This is a genomic window from Corynebacterium sp. HMSC08D02 (assembly GCF_001807505.1).
GTDB lineage: Bacteria > Actinomycetota > Actinomycetes > Mycobacteriales > Mycobacteriaceae > Corynebacterium > Corynebacterium pseudogenitalium.
Genome location: NZ_KV789237.1, coordinates 1 through 16,233 on the forward strand (window position 1 = coordinate 1; position 16,233 = coordinate 16,233).

18 protein-coding genes are annotated in these 16,233 nt (G+C 62.0%); 9 read left to right on the forward strand and 9 right to left on the reverse strand.

What is annotated here, in order from left to right; all coding sequences use genetic code 11:
- The 8 genes from sucB to HMPREF3170_RS03475 form a co-directional block, all read left to right on the forward strand.
- The coding region (gene sucB / locus HMPREF3170_RS03440) for a 2-oxoglutarate dehydrogenase, E2 component, dihydrolipoamide succinyltransferase (protein ID WP_070477817.1) at positions 1 to 1,096 on the forward strand (1,096 nt) is incomplete at its 5' end.
- A gap of 166 nt (positions 1,097 to 1,262) precedes the next feature.
- Entirely contained in the window at positions 1,263 to 4,121 is a 2,859-nt protein-coding gene (gcvP, locus tag HMPREF3170_RS03445) for an aminomethyl-transferring glycine dehydrogenase (protein WP_070477819.1), read from the forward strand.
- A gap of 12 nt (positions 4,122 to 4,133) precedes the next feature.
- A complete protein-coding gene (gcvT, locus tag HMPREF3170_RS03450; RefSeq protein WP_070477821.1) occupies positions 4,134 to 5,201 on the forward strand; it encodes a glycine cleavage system aminomethyltransferase GcvT in 1,068 nt (355 codons plus the stop codon).
- Between the two features lie 2 nt (positions 5,202 to 5,203).
- Complete coding sequence (gcvH, locus tag HMPREF3170_RS03455) at positions 5,204 to 5,596, forward strand: glycine cleavage system protein GcvH (RefSeq protein ID WP_083290837.1); 393 nt, start codon at positions 5,204 to 5,206, stop codon at positions 5,594 to 5,596.
- A gap of 18 nt (positions 5,597 to 5,614) precedes the next feature.
- Positions 5,615 to 6,415: a lipoyl(octanoyl) transferase LipB gene (lipB, locus tag HMPREF3170_RS03460; RefSeq protein WP_070477825.1), complete on the forward strand. Its 801-nt coding sequence runs from the start codon at positions 5,615 to 5,617 to the stop codon at positions 6,413 to 6,415.
- A gap of 39 nt (positions 6,416 to 6,454) precedes the next feature.
- Positions 6,455 to 7,501: a lipoyl synthase gene (gene lipA / locus HMPREF3170_RS03465; RefSeq protein WP_070478033.1), complete on the forward strand. Its 1,047-nt coding sequence runs from the start codon at positions 6,455 to 6,457 to the stop codon at positions 7,499 to 7,501.
- A gap of 51 nt (positions 7,502 to 7,552) precedes the next feature.
- A complete protein-coding gene (locus HMPREF3170_RS03470) occupies positions 7,553 to 8,341 on the forward strand; it encodes a DUF4191 domain-containing protein (protein ID WP_070477827.1) in 789 nt (262 codons plus the stop codon).
- A 2-nt stretch (positions 8,342 to 8,343) separates the two neighbouring features.
- Positions 8,344 to 9,609, forward strand: coding sequence for a threonine/serine exporter family protein (locus tag HMPREF3170_RS03475; protein WP_083290838.1), 1,266 nt, complete (start codon positions 8,344 to 8,346; stop codon positions 9,607 to 9,609).
- Here HMPREF3170_RS03475 and HMPREF3170_RS03480 read toward each other — a convergent pair.
- The gene (locus HMPREF3170_RS03480) at positions 9,606 to 10,082 is read right to left on the reverse strand and encodes an RDD family protein (RefSeq protein WP_070362177.1); all 477 of its coding nucleotides are present in this window, start codon (positions 10,080 to 10,082) and stop codon (positions 9,606 to 9,608) included. The genes HMPREF3170_RS03475 and HMPREF3170_RS03480 overlap by 4 nt on opposite strands.
- A 101-nt stretch (positions 10,083 to 10,183) precedes the next feature.
- On the opposite strand from HMPREF3170_RS03480, the gene glnA reads away from it, so the two are divergent.
- Entirely contained in the window at positions 10,184 to 11,620 is a 1,437-nt protein-coding gene (gene glnA / locus HMPREF3170_RS03485; RefSeq protein ID WP_070477828.1) for a type I glutamate--ammonia ligase, read from the forward strand.
- Positions 11,621 to 11,845: 225 nt separating this feature from the next.
- Here glnA and HMPREF3170_RS03490 read toward each other — a convergent pair whose 3' ends face one another.
- Genes HMPREF3170_RS03490 through HMPREF3170_RS03525 form a run of 8 tightly spaced genes read right to left on the reverse strand, consistent with a single transcriptional unit; the run spans position 11,846 to position 16,086 of the window.
- A complete protein-coding gene (locus tag HMPREF3170_RS03490; protein WP_070477830.1) occupies positions 11,846 to 12,148 on the reverse strand; it encodes a hypothetical protein in 303 nt (100 codons plus the stop codon).
- Positions 12,124 to 12,603 carry a hypothetical protein gene (locus HMPREF3170_RS03495; RefSeq protein WP_070477832.1) on the reverse strand — a complete coding sequence of 160 codons (480 nt, stop codon included), beginning with the start codon at positions 12,601 to 12,603 and terminating at the stop codon, positions 12,124 to 12,126. Before HMPREF3170_RS03495 ends, HMPREF3170_RS03490 begins: the two co-directional genes overlap by 25 nt.
- Positions 12,593 to 12,913, reverse strand: a complete 321-nt coding sequence (locus HMPREF3170_RS03500; RefSeq protein ID WP_070477834.1) for a hypothetical protein — start codon at positions 12,911 to 12,913, stop codon at positions 12,593 to 12,595. The genes HMPREF3170_RS03495 and HMPREF3170_RS03500 overlap by 11 nt, the downstream gene beginning before the upstream one ends.
- Positions 12,906 to 14,291, reverse strand: a complete 1,386-nt coding sequence (locus tag HMPREF3170_RS11240) for a GH25 family lysozyme (RefSeq protein ID WP_083290839.1) — start codon at positions 14,289 to 14,291, stop codon at positions 12,906 to 12,908. The genes HMPREF3170_RS03500 and HMPREF3170_RS11240 overlap by 8 nt, the downstream gene beginning before the upstream one ends.
- Before the next feature lie 38 nt (positions 14,292 to 14,329).
- A complete protein-coding gene (locus HMPREF3170_RS03510; RefSeq protein ID WP_070477836.1) occupies positions 14,330 to 14,908 on the reverse strand; it encodes a hypothetical protein in 579 nt (192 codons plus the stop codon).
- Positions 14,909 to 14,960: 52 nt separating this feature from the next.
- Positions 14,961 to 15,338 (reverse strand): hypothetical protein, encoded by a 378-nt coding sequence (locus HMPREF3170_RS03515; RefSeq protein ID WP_070477838.1) that lies wholly within the window; start codon positions 15,336 to 15,338, stop codon positions 14,961 to 14,963.
- 22 nt (positions 15,339 to 15,360) lie between these two features.
- Positions 15,361 to 15,708: a hypothetical protein gene (locus HMPREF3170_RS03520; protein ID WP_141742180.1), complete on the reverse strand. Its 348-nt coding sequence runs from the start codon at positions 15,706 to 15,708 to the stop codon at positions 15,361 to 15,363.
- Positions 15,709 to 15,738: 30 nt separating this feature from the next.
- Positions 15,739 to 16,086 carry a hypothetical protein gene (locus HMPREF3170_RS03525; protein ID WP_070477842.1) on the reverse strand — a complete coding sequence of 116 codons (348 nt, stop codon included), beginning with the start codon at positions 16,084 to 16,086 and terminating at the stop codon, positions 15,739 to 15,741.
- Between the last annotated feature and the right edge of the window lie 147 nt (positions 16,087 to 16,233).

Here is a 16,233-nt window from a genome sequence, read left to right on the forward strand (position 1 = left end):
GGAAGCTCCAAAGGCCGAAGAGCCAAAGGAAGAACCCAAGGAAGAAAAGAAGGAAGCCCCGAAGGCTGAAGAGCCAAAGGAGGAGAAGCCGAAGGAAGACAAGCCAGCACAGCAGGCTTCGACCAAGGTGAACAAGTCCGACGGTTCCCTCCCGTACGTCACCCCGCTCGTGCGCAAGCTGGCAGAAAAGCACGGCGTTGACCTGTCCACAGTTGAGGGCACCGGCGTTGGTGGCCGAATCCGCAAGCAGGACGTGATCGCTGCAGCGAAGGGTGGATCCGACGACAAGGCCGAGGCATCGGCTCCGAAGTCCGAGGAAAAGAAGGGCGCACGCTCCAACTGGTCCACCAAGTCCGTGGATCCGGAGAAGCAGTCACTGATCGGCACCACCCAGAAGGTCAACCGCATCCGCGAGATCACCGCTGCGAAGATGGTCGAGTCGCTGCAGACCACAGCTCAGCTGACGCACGTTCAGGAAGTCGACGTCACCCGCATCGCAGAGCTGCGCAAGCGCGTGAAGCCGGAGTTCATCAAGAAGCACGACGCCAACATCACCTACCTCGCGTTCTTCATCAAGGCGACGGCCGAGGCCCTGGTCTCCCACCCGAACGTCAACGCGTCCTATGATGCGGAGAAGAAGGAGATCACCTACCACGAGGACGTCAATATTGGTGTCGCAGTGGATACGCCACAGGGCCTGCTCGTGCCGGTGATCAAGCGTGCACAGGACCTGAACCTGGCGCAGATCGCGCAAGCTATCAACGACCTGGCGACCCGCGCACGCAACAAGAAGCTGCGCCCGGACGACCTGTCTGGTGCAACGTTCACGGTGACCAACATCGGTTCCGAAGGTGCACTGCTGGATACGCCGGTGCTCACCCCGCCGCAGGCAGGCATCCTGGGTACCGCGGCGATTGAGAAGCGCCCGGTCATCGTCACGGAGGAAGGTAGCGACTCCATCGCGATCCGCCAGATGTGCTACCTGCCATTCACCTACGATCACCAGCTGATCGACGGTGCAGATGCAGGCCGCTTCGTCACCACGATCAAGGACCGCATCGAAACCGGCGACTTTGAAGACGACCTGGACCTCTAAAACAGGTCAAGATGAGGAATCTTAGCGGTGGCCCCAATGCCAATACGGTGTTGGGGCCACCGCTGTTTTCACCTCTGCATATTTTCAGCTGACTGGCCGACCCAGGCCAGTTTTGCCCCGTAGACTATTCACGACATCAGGTTCAGAACTACCAAAGGAGTAGATCTTGGATTACATCACCCGCCATATCGGTCCGGACACACAGGAAACGGAGGCGATGCTCGCGAAAGTCGGCTACGACTCACTCGAGGCGCTGACCGCCGCCGCAATCCCCGCCGATCTGCTACTTCAACGGCCGCTCGACCTTCCTGCCCCGCTCACGGAATACCAAGCGCAGGATCGGTTGCGGGAGCTGGCGTCGAAAAATGAGGTACTCAAGGCGTTCTACGGCCAGGGGTACTCGTCGACGTTGACGCCGCCGGTAATTCGGCGCGGTGTGGTCGAGGATGCTGGGTGGTACACGGCGTATACGCCGTATCAGCCTGAGATTTCGCAGGGTCGTCTTGAGGCACTGCTGAACTTCCAAACTATGGTGCAGGACCTGACCGGCCTGGACATTGCGAACGCTTCCCTGCTGGATGAGGCTTCGGCGGCTGCGGAGGCTGTCGGCTTGATGGCTCGCGCAGTGCGCAAGGGTCGGACGGTGCTGCTGGATGCGCGCCTGCACCCGCAGGTCTTGCGGGTCGCATCGGAGCGTGCTCGCACGCTTGACCTCGAGGTGGAGGTCGTTGACCTGCGTGAGGGGGTCGTGGGAGAGGGCCTCGTGGGTGCCATCGTGGCCTACCCCGGCACCGAGGGCGACGTGGTTGATCCTCGCGTGGTGGTCGAGGCGGTGCACGAGCGCGGCGGCTTGGTCGCGGTGGATGCGGATATTCTTGCGCTGACGCTGCTGGAGTCCCCTGGTGAGCTTGGCGCGGATATCGCGATTGGTTCCACGCAGCGCTTCGGCGTTCCGCTGTTCTACGGTGGCCCGCACGCCGCGTACATGGCGGTCAAGGAGAAGATGAAGCGCCAGCTGCCGGGCCGCCTGGTGGGTGTGTCGAAGGACGCGGAGGGCACTCCTGCCTACCGCCTGGCACTACAGACCCGTGAGCAGCATATTCGTCGCGAGCGCGCGACCTCCAACATCTGTACCGCGCAGGCGTTGCTCGCGGTGACAGCGTCGATGTACGCCGTGTACCACGGCCCACGCGGTCTTGAGGCTATCGCTGCTCAGGTGCATGACTGGGCGGCGCGCTTCGCGAAGTCACTGCGTGACGCGGGTATCGAGGTCAAGCACGACGCGTTCTTCGACACGGTGGCCGTCGTCGTGGACAGCTCCGAGGCAGTGTGCGAGCGCTTGGCGGATGCCGGTTACCTGGTGCGCCCGATTGACGCGACCACGGTGGGTGTCTCCTTCGGTGAGGACACGTCGGAGGACGACCTCGCGGCGCTGCTCGCTGGCTTCGGTGTCGACACGGTTGCTCACGAGGCGCCGTCCGCGCTGCCCGAGGCGCTGCGCCGCACAACGGAGTTCATGACGCACCCCAACTTCAACTCGGTGCATTCTGAGACGCAGATGATGCGCTACATCCGCAAGCTCGGCGACAAGGACCTCGCGCTGGATCGCACGATGATCCCGCTGGGTTCCTGCACGATGAAGCTGAACCCGACCGCGGGCCTAGAGACCATCACGTGGCCAGCATTCGCGAACGTGCACCCGTACACACCGGATCGATTCACTGCCGGCTGGAGGGAGCTTATCGACGAGCTCCGCGCTTGGCTGGTCGAAATCACCGGGTACGCAGAGGTATCTATGCAACCAAACTCTGGTGCGACGGGTGAGCTGGCTGGCCTGTTGGCGATTCGCCGCTACCATGTTTCCCGTGGTGACCATAGCCGTGACATCTGCTTGATCCCGGCGTCGGCGCACGGTACGAACGCTGCGTCGGCGACGCTTGCGAACCTTCGGGTGGTCGTCGTCAAGACTGCTGAGGATGGCTCGATCGACCTGGCTGACTTGGATGCGAAGCTGGAGCAGCACGGCGAGCACGTCGCGGCGATTATGGTCACCTACCCGTCTACACACGGTGTGTACGAGGACACGGTGCAGGCGGTCGCAGAGAAGGTCCACGCGGTGGGCGGCCAGGTCTACATCGATGGCGCGAACATGAACGCGTTGACTGGGCTTGCGCGGCCGGGCGACTTCGGTGGCGACGTGTCGCACCTGAACCTGCATAAGACGTTTACGATTCCGCACGGCGGTGGCGGCCCGGGCGTTGGCCCGATTGGTGTGGCGGAGCACCTGATTCCGTTCCTGCCGACGGACCCGAACGTCGACCCAACGCATGCGGCCGACCCTGCCCCAGTTGGCGAGGGCGTGCCGGTTGCCGCGGCGAAGTTCGGCTCGGCGGGCGTGCTGCAGATCGCGTGGTCCTACATCGCGATGAGCGGTGCGGAGGGGTTGGCGTCCGCAACTGCGCATGCGGTGCTGGCGGCGAACTACGTGGCTCACGAGCTGCACGATTCCTTCCCGGTGCTCTACACCGGCGAGCATGGGCTGGTGGGCCACGAGTGCATCCTTGACCTACGCGAGCTGACGGACCGCTCGGGCGTGACCGCGGCGGATGTGGCGAAGCGCCTGGTGGACTACGGCTTCCACGCCCCTACCCTGGCGTTCCCGGTGGCGGGCACACTGATGGTGGAGCCGACCGAGTCCGAGGATCTGGACGAGCTGGATCGCTTCATCGAGGCGATGCGTTCCATCCGCACGGAGATCCAAGAGATCATCGACGGCAAGGTATCCTACGAGGCCTCCGTCCTGCACCATGCGCCGTTTACCGCGCACAGCGTCGCTAGCACCGCGTGGGACTACGAGTTCTCCCGCGAGCAGGCCGCCTACCCGGTAGAGCGCTTGGTGCGCGAGAAGTACTTCCCGCCTGTGCGCCGCATTGATGAGGCGTACGGCGACCGCAACCTGGTGTGCTCCTGCCCGCCGCCGGAGGCGTTTGATATTTCTGAAAGTTCAGCGAGAGCGGAAAAGTAAGGAGTGATTGTGATGGCTGAGACCCCTTTGTTTGCAGCGCATGAGGAGCTTGGTGCTTCCTTTACGGACTTCGGTGGCTGGAACATGCCACTGAAGTACGACAACGAGCTTGCGGAGCACCGTGCGGTGCGCGAGCGCGTCGGCATCTTTGATCTCTCCCACATGGGCGAGATTGATGTACGCGGCCCCCAGACTGCGGAGTTTTTGGACTACACGTTGATTTCCATGCTGTCTACGTTGCGTGTTGGCAAGGCGAAGTACTCGATGATCGTGGCCGAAGATGGCGGCATCATCGACGATTTGATCTCCTACCGCCTCGCAGACGATCACTTCCTGGTCGTGCCGAACGCTGGCAACACGCCCGCGGTGTGGGAGGCATTCCAAAAGCGCGCGGCAAACTTCGATGTAGAGCTGACGAACCGTAGCGCGGACGTCGCGCTTGTTGCGGTGCAGGGCCCTGATTCCTTATCGACGATCGCTTCGCACCTCGACGGCGACGCCGGTGCCTTGGCGTACTACTCGGCGGCACCGATGCGCTTCGGTGACTGCGACGTCTTGGTCGCCCGAACCGGTTACACCGGCGAGGACGGCTTCGAGATCTACTGCGACCGCGAAGACGCCCGCGCGATCTGGGACGCTCTCGCACCGAACGCGACGCCGTGTGGCCTGGCTGCGCGCGACTCCCTGCGGCTCGAGGCGTCGATGCCGCTGTACGGCCACGAGCTTTCCCGCGAGATCACCCCGGTCGAGGCCGGGATGGGCCGCGCGTTTGCGAAGAAAGAGGCGGACTTCGTGGGCAAGGACGCGCTTGTCAGCCGCGAGCCCTCGGTGGTTATTGCCGGCCTGTCGTCGGAGCAGCGTCGCGCCGCTCGCGAGGGTGCCGAGATCTACCTGGGCGATACGCGCATCGGCGTCGTCACCTCCGGGCAGCCTTCGCCCACGCTGCAGCGTCCGGTGGCGCTCGCGCACATCGACCCAGCGCACGCCGAGGTTGGCACGGATGTTGAGATTGATATCCGCGGCCGCCGCTATCCGTTTACTATTGTGGACACACCGTTCTATTCCCGAAAGGACAAGTAATCATGTCTTTGAACCCTGATTTTTACTACTCGGAGGACCACGAGTGGATCAACGCTCGCCCTGAGGACGCTGCTGGCACCAAGGTGCGCGTAGGCATCACGAACGTTGCGGCGGATCGCCTCGGCGAGGTCGTGTTCGCTGAGCTGCCGCAGGTCGGCGACCAGGTCACGGCTGGTGAGACGTGCGGTGAGGTGGAATCGACGAAGTCGGTGTCTGACCTGTACGCCCCGGTGACTGGCACGGTGACCGCGGTCAACGAGGACATTGATGGCGCCTACGAGGCCATCAACGAGGACCCGTTCGGTGCTGGCTGGCTCTTCGAGGTTGAGGTCGAGGAGGTTGGTCCACTGATGACGGCAGATGAGTACGCTGCCGCTAACGGTGTCGAAAACTAGCGACTATCGTTGGCAGGCATGACAGCTCCACGCGATCCGTTCTTCCCTGCCGACAAATCCATTCGGGCCTCAGCCGCGCCTATTGATGTGCGCGAGCTGGGGCTCGTTGATTATGAGGAAGCCTGGCACCTCCAGGCTGAGCTGGCCAAGCAGCGTGCGTCGGACGAGATCCCGGACACGGTGTTGGTGCTGCAGCACCCCTCGGTGTTTACCGCGGGCAAGCGAACCCAGCCGGAGGACTTGCCGGATCCGTCGTACCCGGTCCCGGTCGTGGACGTTGATCGCGGAGGACGCATCACGTGGCACGGCGAGGGCCAGCTTGTCCTCTACCCCATCATCAAACTTGCCCAACCGGTAGACGTCGTGGACTACGTGCGCCGCCTGGAGGAGGCGATCATCGAGACGGTGCGCAAGGCGGGGGTACATGCCGCCGGGCGTATCGACGGCCGCTCCGGCGTCTGGGTGCCAAAAACCGTCGACGCGGCGGATAGCTCGGCGTCGCACCGCGATAGGAAGATCGCGGCGCTGGGTATCCGCATCACCCGCGGAGTGACCATGCATGGGCTCGCGCTGAACTGCGACAACACCTTGGAGCACTACGGCCACATCGTTGCGTGCGGCATCGACGACGCCGACGTGACCACGATGAGCCTGGAGCTCGGCCGCGACGTCACACCTGAGGAGATGACCGCTCCGCTGCTCGACGCCCTCAAGCGCGCCCTTGCAGGCGAGCTCGTGGTGGCCGACCACAGCTTTGGTTCGGCACCGGATCCGACGAAGGGGCTCAAACGTCGAGATGTAAGGCGAGCCTCCCATTAAACCTCGACTTTGGAGGGGCTGTCCGTTACGGTGGACGGCGTGACTATTGCACCAGAAGGACGCAAACTACTTCGCGTAGAAAAACGCAACGCCCAGACCCCTATCGAGTCGAAACCGCGTTGGATCCGCAACGCGGTCAAGACCGGCCCTGAGTACGAGGACATGAAAAAGAAGGTGAAGGGCGCGTCCCTTCACACCGTGTGCCAGGAGGCCGGCTGCCCCAACATTCACGAGTGCTGGGAGTCGCGCGAGGCGACATTCCTGATCGGTGGCGCGAACTGCTCTCGTCGCTGTGACTTCTGCCAGATCAACTCGGCGAAGCCCGAGCCGCTCGACGTCAACGAGCCACAGCGTGTGGCGGAGTCAGTTCGCGAGATGAACCTGAACTACTCCACCATCACCGGTGTGACCCGCGACGACCTCGAGGATGAGGGCGCGTGGCTGTATGCGGAGGTTGTGCGCAAGATTCACGAGCTCAACCCGCATACTGGCGTCGAAAATCTCACCCCGGACTTTTCCGGCAAGCCGGATCTGCTCCAGGAGGTCTTTGAAGCTCGTCCGGAGGTCTTCGCGCACAACGTGGAGACGGTCCCGCGCATCTTTAAGCGCATCCGCCCGGCGTTCCGCTACGACCGCTCTCTGGACGTCATCCGCCAGGCGCGCGACTTCGGTTTGATCACCAAGTCCAACCTGATCCTGGGCATGGGTGAGACCCAGGAAGAGGTCTTGCAGGCGCTGCAAGACCTTGTTGACGCCGGCACCGACATCATCACGATCACCCAGTACCTGCGCCCCGGCCCGATGTACCACCCGATCGACCGTTGGGTAAAGCCCGAAGAGTTCATCGAGTACCGCGACGCGGCCTACGAGATGGGCTTCGGCGCCGTCATGTCGGGTCCACTGGTGCGCTCCTCATACCGCGCGGGCAAGCTCTACGTCGAGGCGATGGAGCACCGCGGCCTGGAGTTGCCGGAAAACCTGCGCCACCTGGCGGAAACCTCGAAGGGCGACACTGCCCAGGAAGCCTCGACGCTCCTGGAGAAGTACGGTGCTTCGAAGGATCACCCGGTAGCAACACGTTCCTAACCCGCTTTGGCCACTTTGGTCCGGCCATGTTCGTGACATAGAGTTGACGGCATGGCTCAGTCGAAGGATAAGGCAGCCCTGAAGGCTGCGAAGAAGCAGGAGCGCGCCGCGAAGCGCGCAAAGGGAAAGCAGACACGTAGCCAGATTTGGCAGGCGTTTCAGATTCAGCGCAAGCGGGATAAGAAGCTCATCCCGATTATGCTGGCCTGCCTGCTTGGCATGGGTCTGCTTTTCTTCTTGATCGGCCTCATTTGGGGCGGCCAGTGGTACATGCTGGCGCTCGGCTTGGCGTTCGGTACCGTGCTGGCGATGTGGATGTTCACCCGCCGCTTGGAGCGCTCGATGTACGACGAGGTCGGTGACACCCCGGGCGTTGCCGGTTGGACGCTGGAGAACTTGCGTAACTCCGTCGGCATGGTGTGGATCACCAAGACCGGCGTGCAGGCCAACACCCATATGGATACCGTGCACCGCGTGATTGGCCTGCCAGGCGTCATCCTGGTCGGTGAGGGCAACGAGAACCGCCTGCGCACCCTGATGAAGAAAGAGTCCCGCCGCGTGGACCGCCTGCTGGCAGGCGTACCAATCCACGAGGTGTACGTGGGCGAAGGCGAAGGCCAGGTTGCAGTACGTGACCTGCAGAAGCACTTGATGAAGCTGCCACGCCACTACCGCAAGGATGATGTCTACTCCATGAGCGCCAAGCTCGAGGCGATGGACGCCCGCACGCAACCTGGCCAGATGCCTGGTCTGCCTGGCGGCCCGCTGCCGAAGCAGGCCCAGAACATGGCGGGTATGAACCGCCGTATGCGCCGAATGCAGCAGCGTCAAGGCAAGTAAGTATGTCTTCCTTCGACATGGGCGTCGAGGCCAGCACCGCGCTGCGCCTCGGCGCTCTTTTGTTGTCCGCGGGTGCTCCCGGCTACCGCGTCACACGGGCCGTGAAGCGTTGTGCCCGCGCGATGCACTTCGACGACGCCGACGTGGTCGTCGGCTTCGACACGATTACGTGCACCGTGCACCGCGGGGACAACTTCCGCACACTCGTGGCGGACCTCCCGCTGCCAGGGGTGAACGCGTCGCGCATCGAGGCGCTCGAGAACCTCACCAAGCACGAGATGCACCGCTACACCACCGCGGAAGAAATCAACGCTGCCATCGACGAGATTGAGGCGATCCCTACTCCACGTTGGGGTCCGCTGACCTCCAGCTGCGCGGCTGGCCTTGCGTGCGGTGGCTTCGCTGTACTGAACCACTTCTCGTTCTTCACCGCGCTGCTGGTGATTATTGCGGCTGGTGTGGGCCAGTACGTCCGTCTGCGATTGGGGCGTCGACACCTCCTGCAGCTAGGCGTCGTGATGGCAGCGGCCCTGGTGTCAACGCTGCTGTTCCTGGCGCTCGCGTGGGCGCTTCCCCACTCCGACTTTGAGCTCTCCGCGGGCTTCGTCCCCGCGATTTTGTACCTTGTGCCGGGCTTTCCCCTGTTCGTTTCTTTGATGGATCTCTCCCGCTTCGACTTCACCTCGGGGCTGCCGAGGCTCTTCTTCGCACTCGAAGTGGTCATCACCATGATGCTGACGGTCGCGGTCATCGCGATGGTCACCGATGCGCCCGCCCCCAGTACGGTCAGCGCAACCCCGGATCCTGCGTTTTACGGGGCTGCGGCGCTCGCCAGCTTCGTCTCCGTGGGTGGGTTCGCCATTTTGTTTAATGCCTCACGCAGGATGACACTTTTGGCAGCCACGCTCGGCACCGTCGCCAATGTGTTGCGCCTCATGCTTGTCGACGCCCACGTGGAATACTTCCTGGCCTGCCTGTTAGGCACCCTCGTGATCGGCATTCTTGGTTCCTGGCTGGGCCAGCATTTCAGGGTGCCGCGCACCACGGTGACCATCCCCGCAGCCGTGGTCATGATCCCCGGTCCCACCATTTACGCGGCGCTGCACCAGATCACGAACGGCAATATCTCCGCGGCAATCGACTCGACTACCGCCGTCGTGCTCACGGTGTTGTTCCTCTCTGGAGGCCTGACGGTGGCCCGTCTGCTCACTGACAAGAACTGGGCGTTCCAGCGCACCGTGGAATTCCGCCCGCTGGACGAGCCTTAGCTGCGGATCACGGTCGTGTTCGTGGCACGATCGTGCATGCCGCGGCCGTCGGCGTCGACAAGCGCTGCGGGCAGAATGAACGCAGTGAGCAGCGTGCGCACTGCCGCGCGCCACAGCCCGACGGGCTCTTCCGCGTCGACGCGGGCCACCCCCATCCCGAGGATCGCCATGCCCGGCGTGCGTGCAAATAGCCAACCGCAAATGATGCCCAACACGATCCACAACAGATACGTCAACGTCGACGTGCCACCGAAAACGGTGGTGTTGGCGTGAATGATCGCTGCAGCCGCCCAGGCAATTGCCCAGTCGATCGCGACGCCGCCCATGCGTCGCGCCACCGACGCCTGCGCGCCCGCGCCCTCCTTCGGCAGCCCAAGGAACTGCCCCGGGTAGTCAGGGATCGCATCATCGCCTTTGAACTGGCCGGGAAGCTCCGGGCCGTCGAGCCATCGTTTTCCTTGGGGTGCAGACATGCGACATAGCCTATCCTCTTTTCCCGAAAAGCTGTTACAGAGCGGGAGCTACACGCTAGAATTGTGCGAAGTTCCCAACGCCGTCCGAAGGAGAAAAGGTCGTGTCTTTCGAAACTATCGAAGACGTAAAGAAGTTCATTCAGGACGAGAACGTGGAGTTTGTCGACGTCCGGTTTACCGACGTCCCCGGCATCGAGCACCACTTCTCTATCCCTGCCTCCATGTTTGACGAAACCGTCATGGAAGAAGGCCTCGCCTTCGACGGCTCATCGATTCGTGGCTTTACCACCATCGAAGAGTCCGACATGACGCTCATGCCGGATCTCGCCACCGCGAAGCTGGACCAGTTCCGCGCAGCGAAGACCCTGAACGTGAAGTTCTTCGTCAACGACCCATTCACCCTCGAAGCGTTCTCCCGCGACCCGCGCAACGTTGCGCGCAAGGCGGAGCAGTACCTGGCTTCCACCGGCATCGCCGATACCTGTAGCTTTGGCGCCGAGGCCGAGTTCTACCTCTTCGACTCCATCCGATACGAGGTCGAAGGCCACCGCGCGTTCTACGAGATCGACGCCGAAGAAGGCTGGTGGAACCGCGGCAAGGAAACCGACGCAGTCGGCGGCCCGAACCTTGGCTACCACAACCGCGTCAAGGGCGGCTACTTCCCCGTCCCACCACACGACAAGACCGTCGACGTACGCGACGCCATGGTCAAGAACCTGCGCGAATCCGGCTTCGAAATCGAACGCTTCCACCGCGAGGTAGGCAACGGCGGCCAGCAGGAGATCAACTACCGCTTCAACACCCTCCTGCACGCAGCCGACGACCTCCAGGACTTCAAGTACATCATCAAGAACACCGCCACCCAGTACGGCAAGACGGCCACCTTTATGCCGAAGCCCCTGGCCGGTGACAACGGTTCCGGAATGCACGCCCACCAGTCCCTCTGGAAGGACGGCAAGCCACTGTTCTACGACGAGAACGGCTACGGCGGGCTCTCCGACATCGCCCGCTGGTACATCGGCGGCATCCTCGAACACGCCGGCGCTGTCCTTGCGTTTACCAACCCGACGCTGAACTCCTACCACCGCCTCGTCCCCGGCTTCGAGGCCCCAATCAACCTGGTGTACTCCCAGCGCAACCGCTCCGCCGCGATCCGCATCCCGATCACCGGCACCAACCCGAAGGCGAAGCGCATCGAGTTCCGCGCACCGGACCCATCAGGCAACCCGTACCTCGGCTTCGCTGCCATGATGATGGCAGGCCTCGACGGTGTGAAGAATCGCATCGAGCCACACGCTCCGGTGGACAAGGACCTCTACGAGCTGCCGCCGGAGGAAGCCAAGGACATCCCGCAGGCGCCGACCTCACTCGAGGCATCGCTGCAGGCCCTGCAAGACGACTACGAATTCCTCACCGAAGGCGACGTCTTCACCGAAGACCTCATCGACACGTACGTGAAGCTGAAGTACGACAGTGAGATCACCCCGGCGCGCCTGCGCCCGACGCCGCTGGAGTTTGAGCTGTACTTTGACTGCTAATTTTTGAGAGGGTTTGCCTACCTGCATGTTACCGTTTATGCAGGTAATGACCGTGCACCCTATGCGCGGTATGCGCCCAAAACATGGTGTCCGGGGGCTAAACCGGGATTTTCCCGGGATTTCCCCGGCACTCTCACAACGCAAAAAGCCCCGCTGGGCACGCAACATTCAGCGCACCCAGCGGGGCTTTAAGGTCTATCACAGGATTCTGACGCTCTCGACGGGCTACAGGTCGGCCTCGACGGACTCATGCACATCGATCCGCAACGCTGGATAGCGCTGACGCACCTGTCGCAGAGCAGCAAGCGAAAAGTTGTACTTCACTTCCAGCGCTTCCTGCGCTTCCTCGAGCTTCGCCACACGGTCCAACAGTGTCTTGAGTAGGTCCTGCATTTGCCGCTGCGCTGTATCCACCGTGTCCTTAGCTCGCACATCTGCTTTCGGCTTCTCACGCGCCGTCAAAAAGCCAAGATAAGCCGGGATCACTGCCGCGAGGACGAGGGCTAAGCTTTCCCAGAACTGTTCCATGCTGTCGCCCCCTTCGGGTCTGCTCGAATATCGAGAGTGATTTCACCGCGCTTTCCCCTCCACACGGCCCACATCGTCATCACGGCCAGCGCAAGATACACACTGCCGCGCTCTAAAAACGTTGCGAGCGAATCAGGAAGAAACGCCATGCCCCACAAACTGATCAACGCCACCGACAATGCCAGCGTCACGACCCCGGCTGTGCTCTGATGCCACACAGCAACCACCAGGCAAGCAACGCCGAGCACGACCGCTACCGCAATCCACGCGGTAACCGGAAGCCCAATGAGCGTCAAAGGATGTGGACCCGCCGGGCCCCGTCTGATCAGCCAGCCCGCGCCACGAGCTAGAAAACACAGCCCAAGGATAAGCAGCGCGGTAGCGTCAGTCATCAAAAAAGCCCGCAGCTTGTAGGCTGCAGGCCGACACTTCAACGGCAACTTATCAATGGGCATGGCCCACCTCATTCGGATACGCAGTAAACGCCGAGTCCGTTTCTGCATCCAGGCGCAGCGCGACCGGCACCTCCACGCCTACCGGCTTTTCATCAGACTCACGGCCCGTATTCGCAGCAGCCAGCAGCCCGCCAACAAGTGCAGCCAGCGAGCCCACTTGCCCAAGCCACGAATCCACATCGGACGGAGTAGCAAAGCCAAGCACAGTCAGCACCAGCCCCACCACCGCGACAACGACATAGACAGAAAGCCTGACAAACCACGGTGTTCCAATCACAGCGCGTGGCTTCGGTGCGAGGCGCTTATTCATTGTTGCCTCCCAACGTCTTGAGCTTGCGCCACATCGTCGTCAGCATGTTCGCGTGCACGTCCTCAAGCTTGCGATCAATCTCGAGCACGTAGCCGATCAGCGTGTCGCGAAACGCTGACTGCTTACCATCAGTGCCGACGTAGCGGGACTGAAACTTGTGTGTCAGCTCATGGTGAATCTGTCGTGTCTTTTCCAGCAGCTCATGCTGCTGCTCGTCTGTCAGTGCCATAAACGGATCCTTTCTTATTGCTTTCCCATTGAAAATTGCTACAAGCTCCTCGCGAGTGCCCTGAAACGCATTCACGTCGACATAGCGGCCCGCGACAGCGCCGTTTGAGCCGTACTGCAAGATGTCAGGCTTCTTGTCGCCGAGCGGATAGCCCCACCCCGGGTGAGTGGCTGCGCCTTCTGCCGCGTAGATGTCGCGGTACGGGCCGTACGCGTTGCGCTTGCCGTAATGCGAGACCCACAGCGCACCGAGCCCGTCCATTGACGGTTCTCCGCCAGGCATGTGTTCCCAGTACCACGCGCCGGAGTAGATTCCGGCGACGGTGTAGCCGCGCGATTCAAGCTCTCGCTTGGCCTCCCACACGTCCGCACCACTGAGCAGCTTTCGAGCACCATCGACTGATTCGACATCAATCCACACTGACAGGTCACGACGCCCGCCCATCTGTTGGTCGATCACATCAACCTGCTGCGCGATGGAGGTGCCCTCCGACGGTGCACGCAGATACCAGTACGTGCTGACAAGCAGCCCGGCGCGCTCTGCGTCGTCAAGGTGGGAGCGAAAGGTTTTGTCGCGGTAGGTGCCGTCGCAGAGGCGCAGGATTGCGAACTCGATGCCTTGGCTCTTGGCGAGCTTGAGACTCATGCCGTCTTGATGTTCGGAGACGTCGATGCCGAAGATGGTGGTCGTCTCCGGGGTTGGGTGGTCTCCTGGCCAGGTGGCTCCACGTAGGACTGCTTCGGGGTCGAGGATCGTCTCGCCGAGGATGCGGCGGGCGGCTGGCACCCAGGAGTAGCGGTAGTACTCGAAGTGGAGATGTGGTGGCACACCTCCATTGGTTGCCGAGTTGGGATTGATGCGTCCGATGCGCTGTCCCTCTCTGACACGCTCTCCGGTGGTGACCTCTGGGATGATGTGGCCGTAGACGGATTCGCCGCCGCCGACGCTGGCGGGGTGGTCGAGTCTGATCCATTGCCCGAAGCCGCTTGCGGGCCCGGACTGGACGACGGTGCCGTCTTTGACTGCGTAGATGGGGTAGCCGCCCGAGCCGCCGTCGCGACCGAAGTCCGTGCCCCAGTGGGTTGTTCCCCACCGTGCGCCTATTGGGCTTGTGACGTAGAAGACTTTTTGCACTGGCATTGTGGTCATGGCCTCCTCCTTTCTGGTTTTGGGTATAAAAAATGCCCCTACGGTAGGGGCTGGAATAGGGCTGCCGATTCGTTTGGGGGCCAGTCTGCTGACGTGGTGTGGCTCGAGAGCACCCGATACTGGCGCCCCTCATCCTCTACGATGTCGCCCTCCTGGACCGGCAGGCCAGGCGCGAATGGGATGACAGCACCCGCAGTGTTCTCGTCCGGCGCGCTCTTCGGGGTCACCACGTCAGTGATGTCGCGCCAGATTCCCTCGTCCACGCCGTGTGTGCCTGGCTCGAGGCTGTTGAGTCCTAAGAATCTCGACTCGTAGAAGCGGTCGAGGTGGGTGATGACGTGGCCCTGCAGGTACGACTTCGAGCGGTCACCCAAGGGGTTCTCCCAGGCTGGCACCTTGTCAGGGTGCGCGATGGCCTCCTCCACTGTGACCGCTGCTGGTTTCTCAATCAGGCCAGACTCCTGCAGCTCAGTGATCAGCTCGGCTTGGGCCTGCTCGACTTTCACCTGTGTTTCTCTGCGGGGCATTTCGGTAATCGTGATCCACGTGCGCAGCTTTGCCAGGTCCTCGAATGGGATTTCCTGCACGACTGCTTGGGCTTCTTCTAGCGTTACCACAATTGGTTGTCCTTTCGTTGGTTGATGCCCCTGCGCAGTTGTAGCGCGGGGGCTATGGGGTAAATATTGGGTCGGTGAATAGGCGGACAGCAGCCCGCCGGGGTGTTCCATCGCCTCCCCAGCAGCGCACTGCAATATCCGCGGCGGTCGTGGCGATGATGGGGACGAGTACCGAGGAGCGCTGTGGTTTTCCGGCGTCTATCTCGAGTTTGCAGATTTCCTGGGCTGTTTCGCCGTCGGGTCGCCACCGGATATAGGCCCCAAAAGGTCCGTCACACACGAGCTGGACCAGGTAGGAGCCTGGTTTGAGTAGGTGCCTATCGTTGGATCCATTGCGCTGGTCCGGAGCAATCATCGCCCACTGATTGGTCGTGCCGTCGGCTGTGAATTGGACCGAATAGTAGCCGAAATCGAGGGTTGGGCCGGTCATTACGCTGCCACCCCCACGAGCGCTACTCGGCGGGTAGCTGGAAAATTGTCAGTCCTACAAGCACGGGCTCTGCCGGGTTCTCTGTCGAGGTAAATACCCTCAGATACTTCGGCTTGTCGAGGACCACTCGCACCATCCGGTTTTTGTGTGGCCCCCACTCTCCGAAGTGTCTGACACTGTTTTCGTAGATTGAGAACCAGCGATTTTCGTCGAAGTCGATCACAATTTGGTGCACACCAGCGGGCAACCAAATCTCCGTCGGATTGTCCTTTGGCCCCTTGCCCGCGACAATCTCGGCTCGCACACCCGTATCTGACGATGTCGGTTTGAGCACCACGGACCGGACGTTGAAATCGATTGAAGTCGTCATTTAACGTCCCCCCCCCCGCTACTGCGGTGGCTAAGCGGGGACTTGGAAAATCGTCACGCCCACAAGCGGCGGCGTATCCGGGGTTGCCGTGGACACGTACATCACGATTTGGCCGGGTTCGTCCATCACCACACGCACCATTCGCCCATTGTGCGGCCCGTCCATGCCAAACAGCCTGCGACTTTTGTGATAAAGCGACATCCACCTGTCCTCGTCGAAATCGATGATCAGCTGATGCACACCGGCGGGGAGCCAAAATGTATCGCTGGTGTCTTTCGGCCCACGCCCGGCCACTATCTCGGCCTTTACGCTGTTCGCCGACGATACGGGCTTCAGCACCAGCGACCGCATCCAGTCCATTTCCATTGGTGCCGTCATCTATGCCACCACCTTGGCAGCTACTGGGTCGGCATTGGGTAGACCTCGATGGTGCCAGTTTCTCCCGCCGTGCTTTTCGCGTTGAGCTCGATCCGGTCCCCTTTCCTTGCTCCGATGGTGACCATGACAGAGCCAATCCCCCCCCCC

Coding starts and splice junctions, on each gene's coding strand:
- gcvT (WP_070477821.1), top strand. CDS start 4,134: ATGGCTGAGACCCCTTTGTTTGCAGCGCATGAGGAGCTTGGTGCTTCC.
- gcvH (WP_083290837.1), top strand. CDS start 5,204: ATGTCTTTGAACCCTGATTTTTACTACTCGGAGGACCACGAGTGGATC.
- lipB (WP_070477825.1), top strand. CDS start 5,615: ATGACAGCTCCACGCGATCCGTTCTTCCCTGCCGACAAATCCATTCGG.
- HMPREF3170_RS03470 (WP_070477827.1), top strand. CDS start 7,553: ATGGCTCAGTCGAAGGATAAGGCAGCCCTGAAGGCTGCGAAGAAGCAG.
- HMPREF3170_RS03475 (WP_083290838.1), top strand. CDS start 8,344: ATGTCTTCCTTCGACATGGGCGTCGAGGCCAGCACCGCGCTGCGCCTC.
- HMPREF3170_RS03480 (WP_070362177.1), bottom strand. CDS start 10,082: ATGTCTGCACCCCAAGGAAAACGATGGCTCGACGGCCCGGAGCTTCCC.
- HMPREF3170_RS03490 (WP_070477830.1), bottom strand. CDS start 12,148: ATGGAACAGTTCTGGGAAAGCTTAGCCCTCGTCCTCGCGGCAGTGATC.
- HMPREF3170_RS03495 (WP_070477832.1), bottom strand. CDS start 12,603: ATGCCCATTGATAAGTTGCCGTTGAAGTGTCGGCCTGCAGCCTACAAG.
- HMPREF3170_RS03500 (WP_070477834.1), bottom strand. CDS start 12,913: ATGAATAAGCGCCTCGCACCGAAGCCACGCGCTGTGATTGGAACACCG.
- HMPREF3170_RS11240 (WP_083290839.1), bottom strand. CDS start 14,291: ATGACCACAATGCCAGTGCAAAAAGTCTTCTACGTCACAAGCCCAATA.
- HMPREF3170_RS03515 (WP_070477838.1), bottom strand. CDS start 15,338: ATGACCGGCCCAACCCTCGATTTCGGCTACTATTCGGTCCAATTCACA.
- HMPREF3170_RS03520 (WP_141742180.1), bottom strand. CDS start 15,708: ATGACGACTTCAATCGATTTCAACGTCCGGTCCGTGGTGCTCAAACCG.
- HMPREF3170_RS03525 (WP_070477842.1), bottom strand. CDS start 16,086: ATGACGGCACCAATGGAAATGGACTGGATGCGGTCGCTGGTGCTGAAG.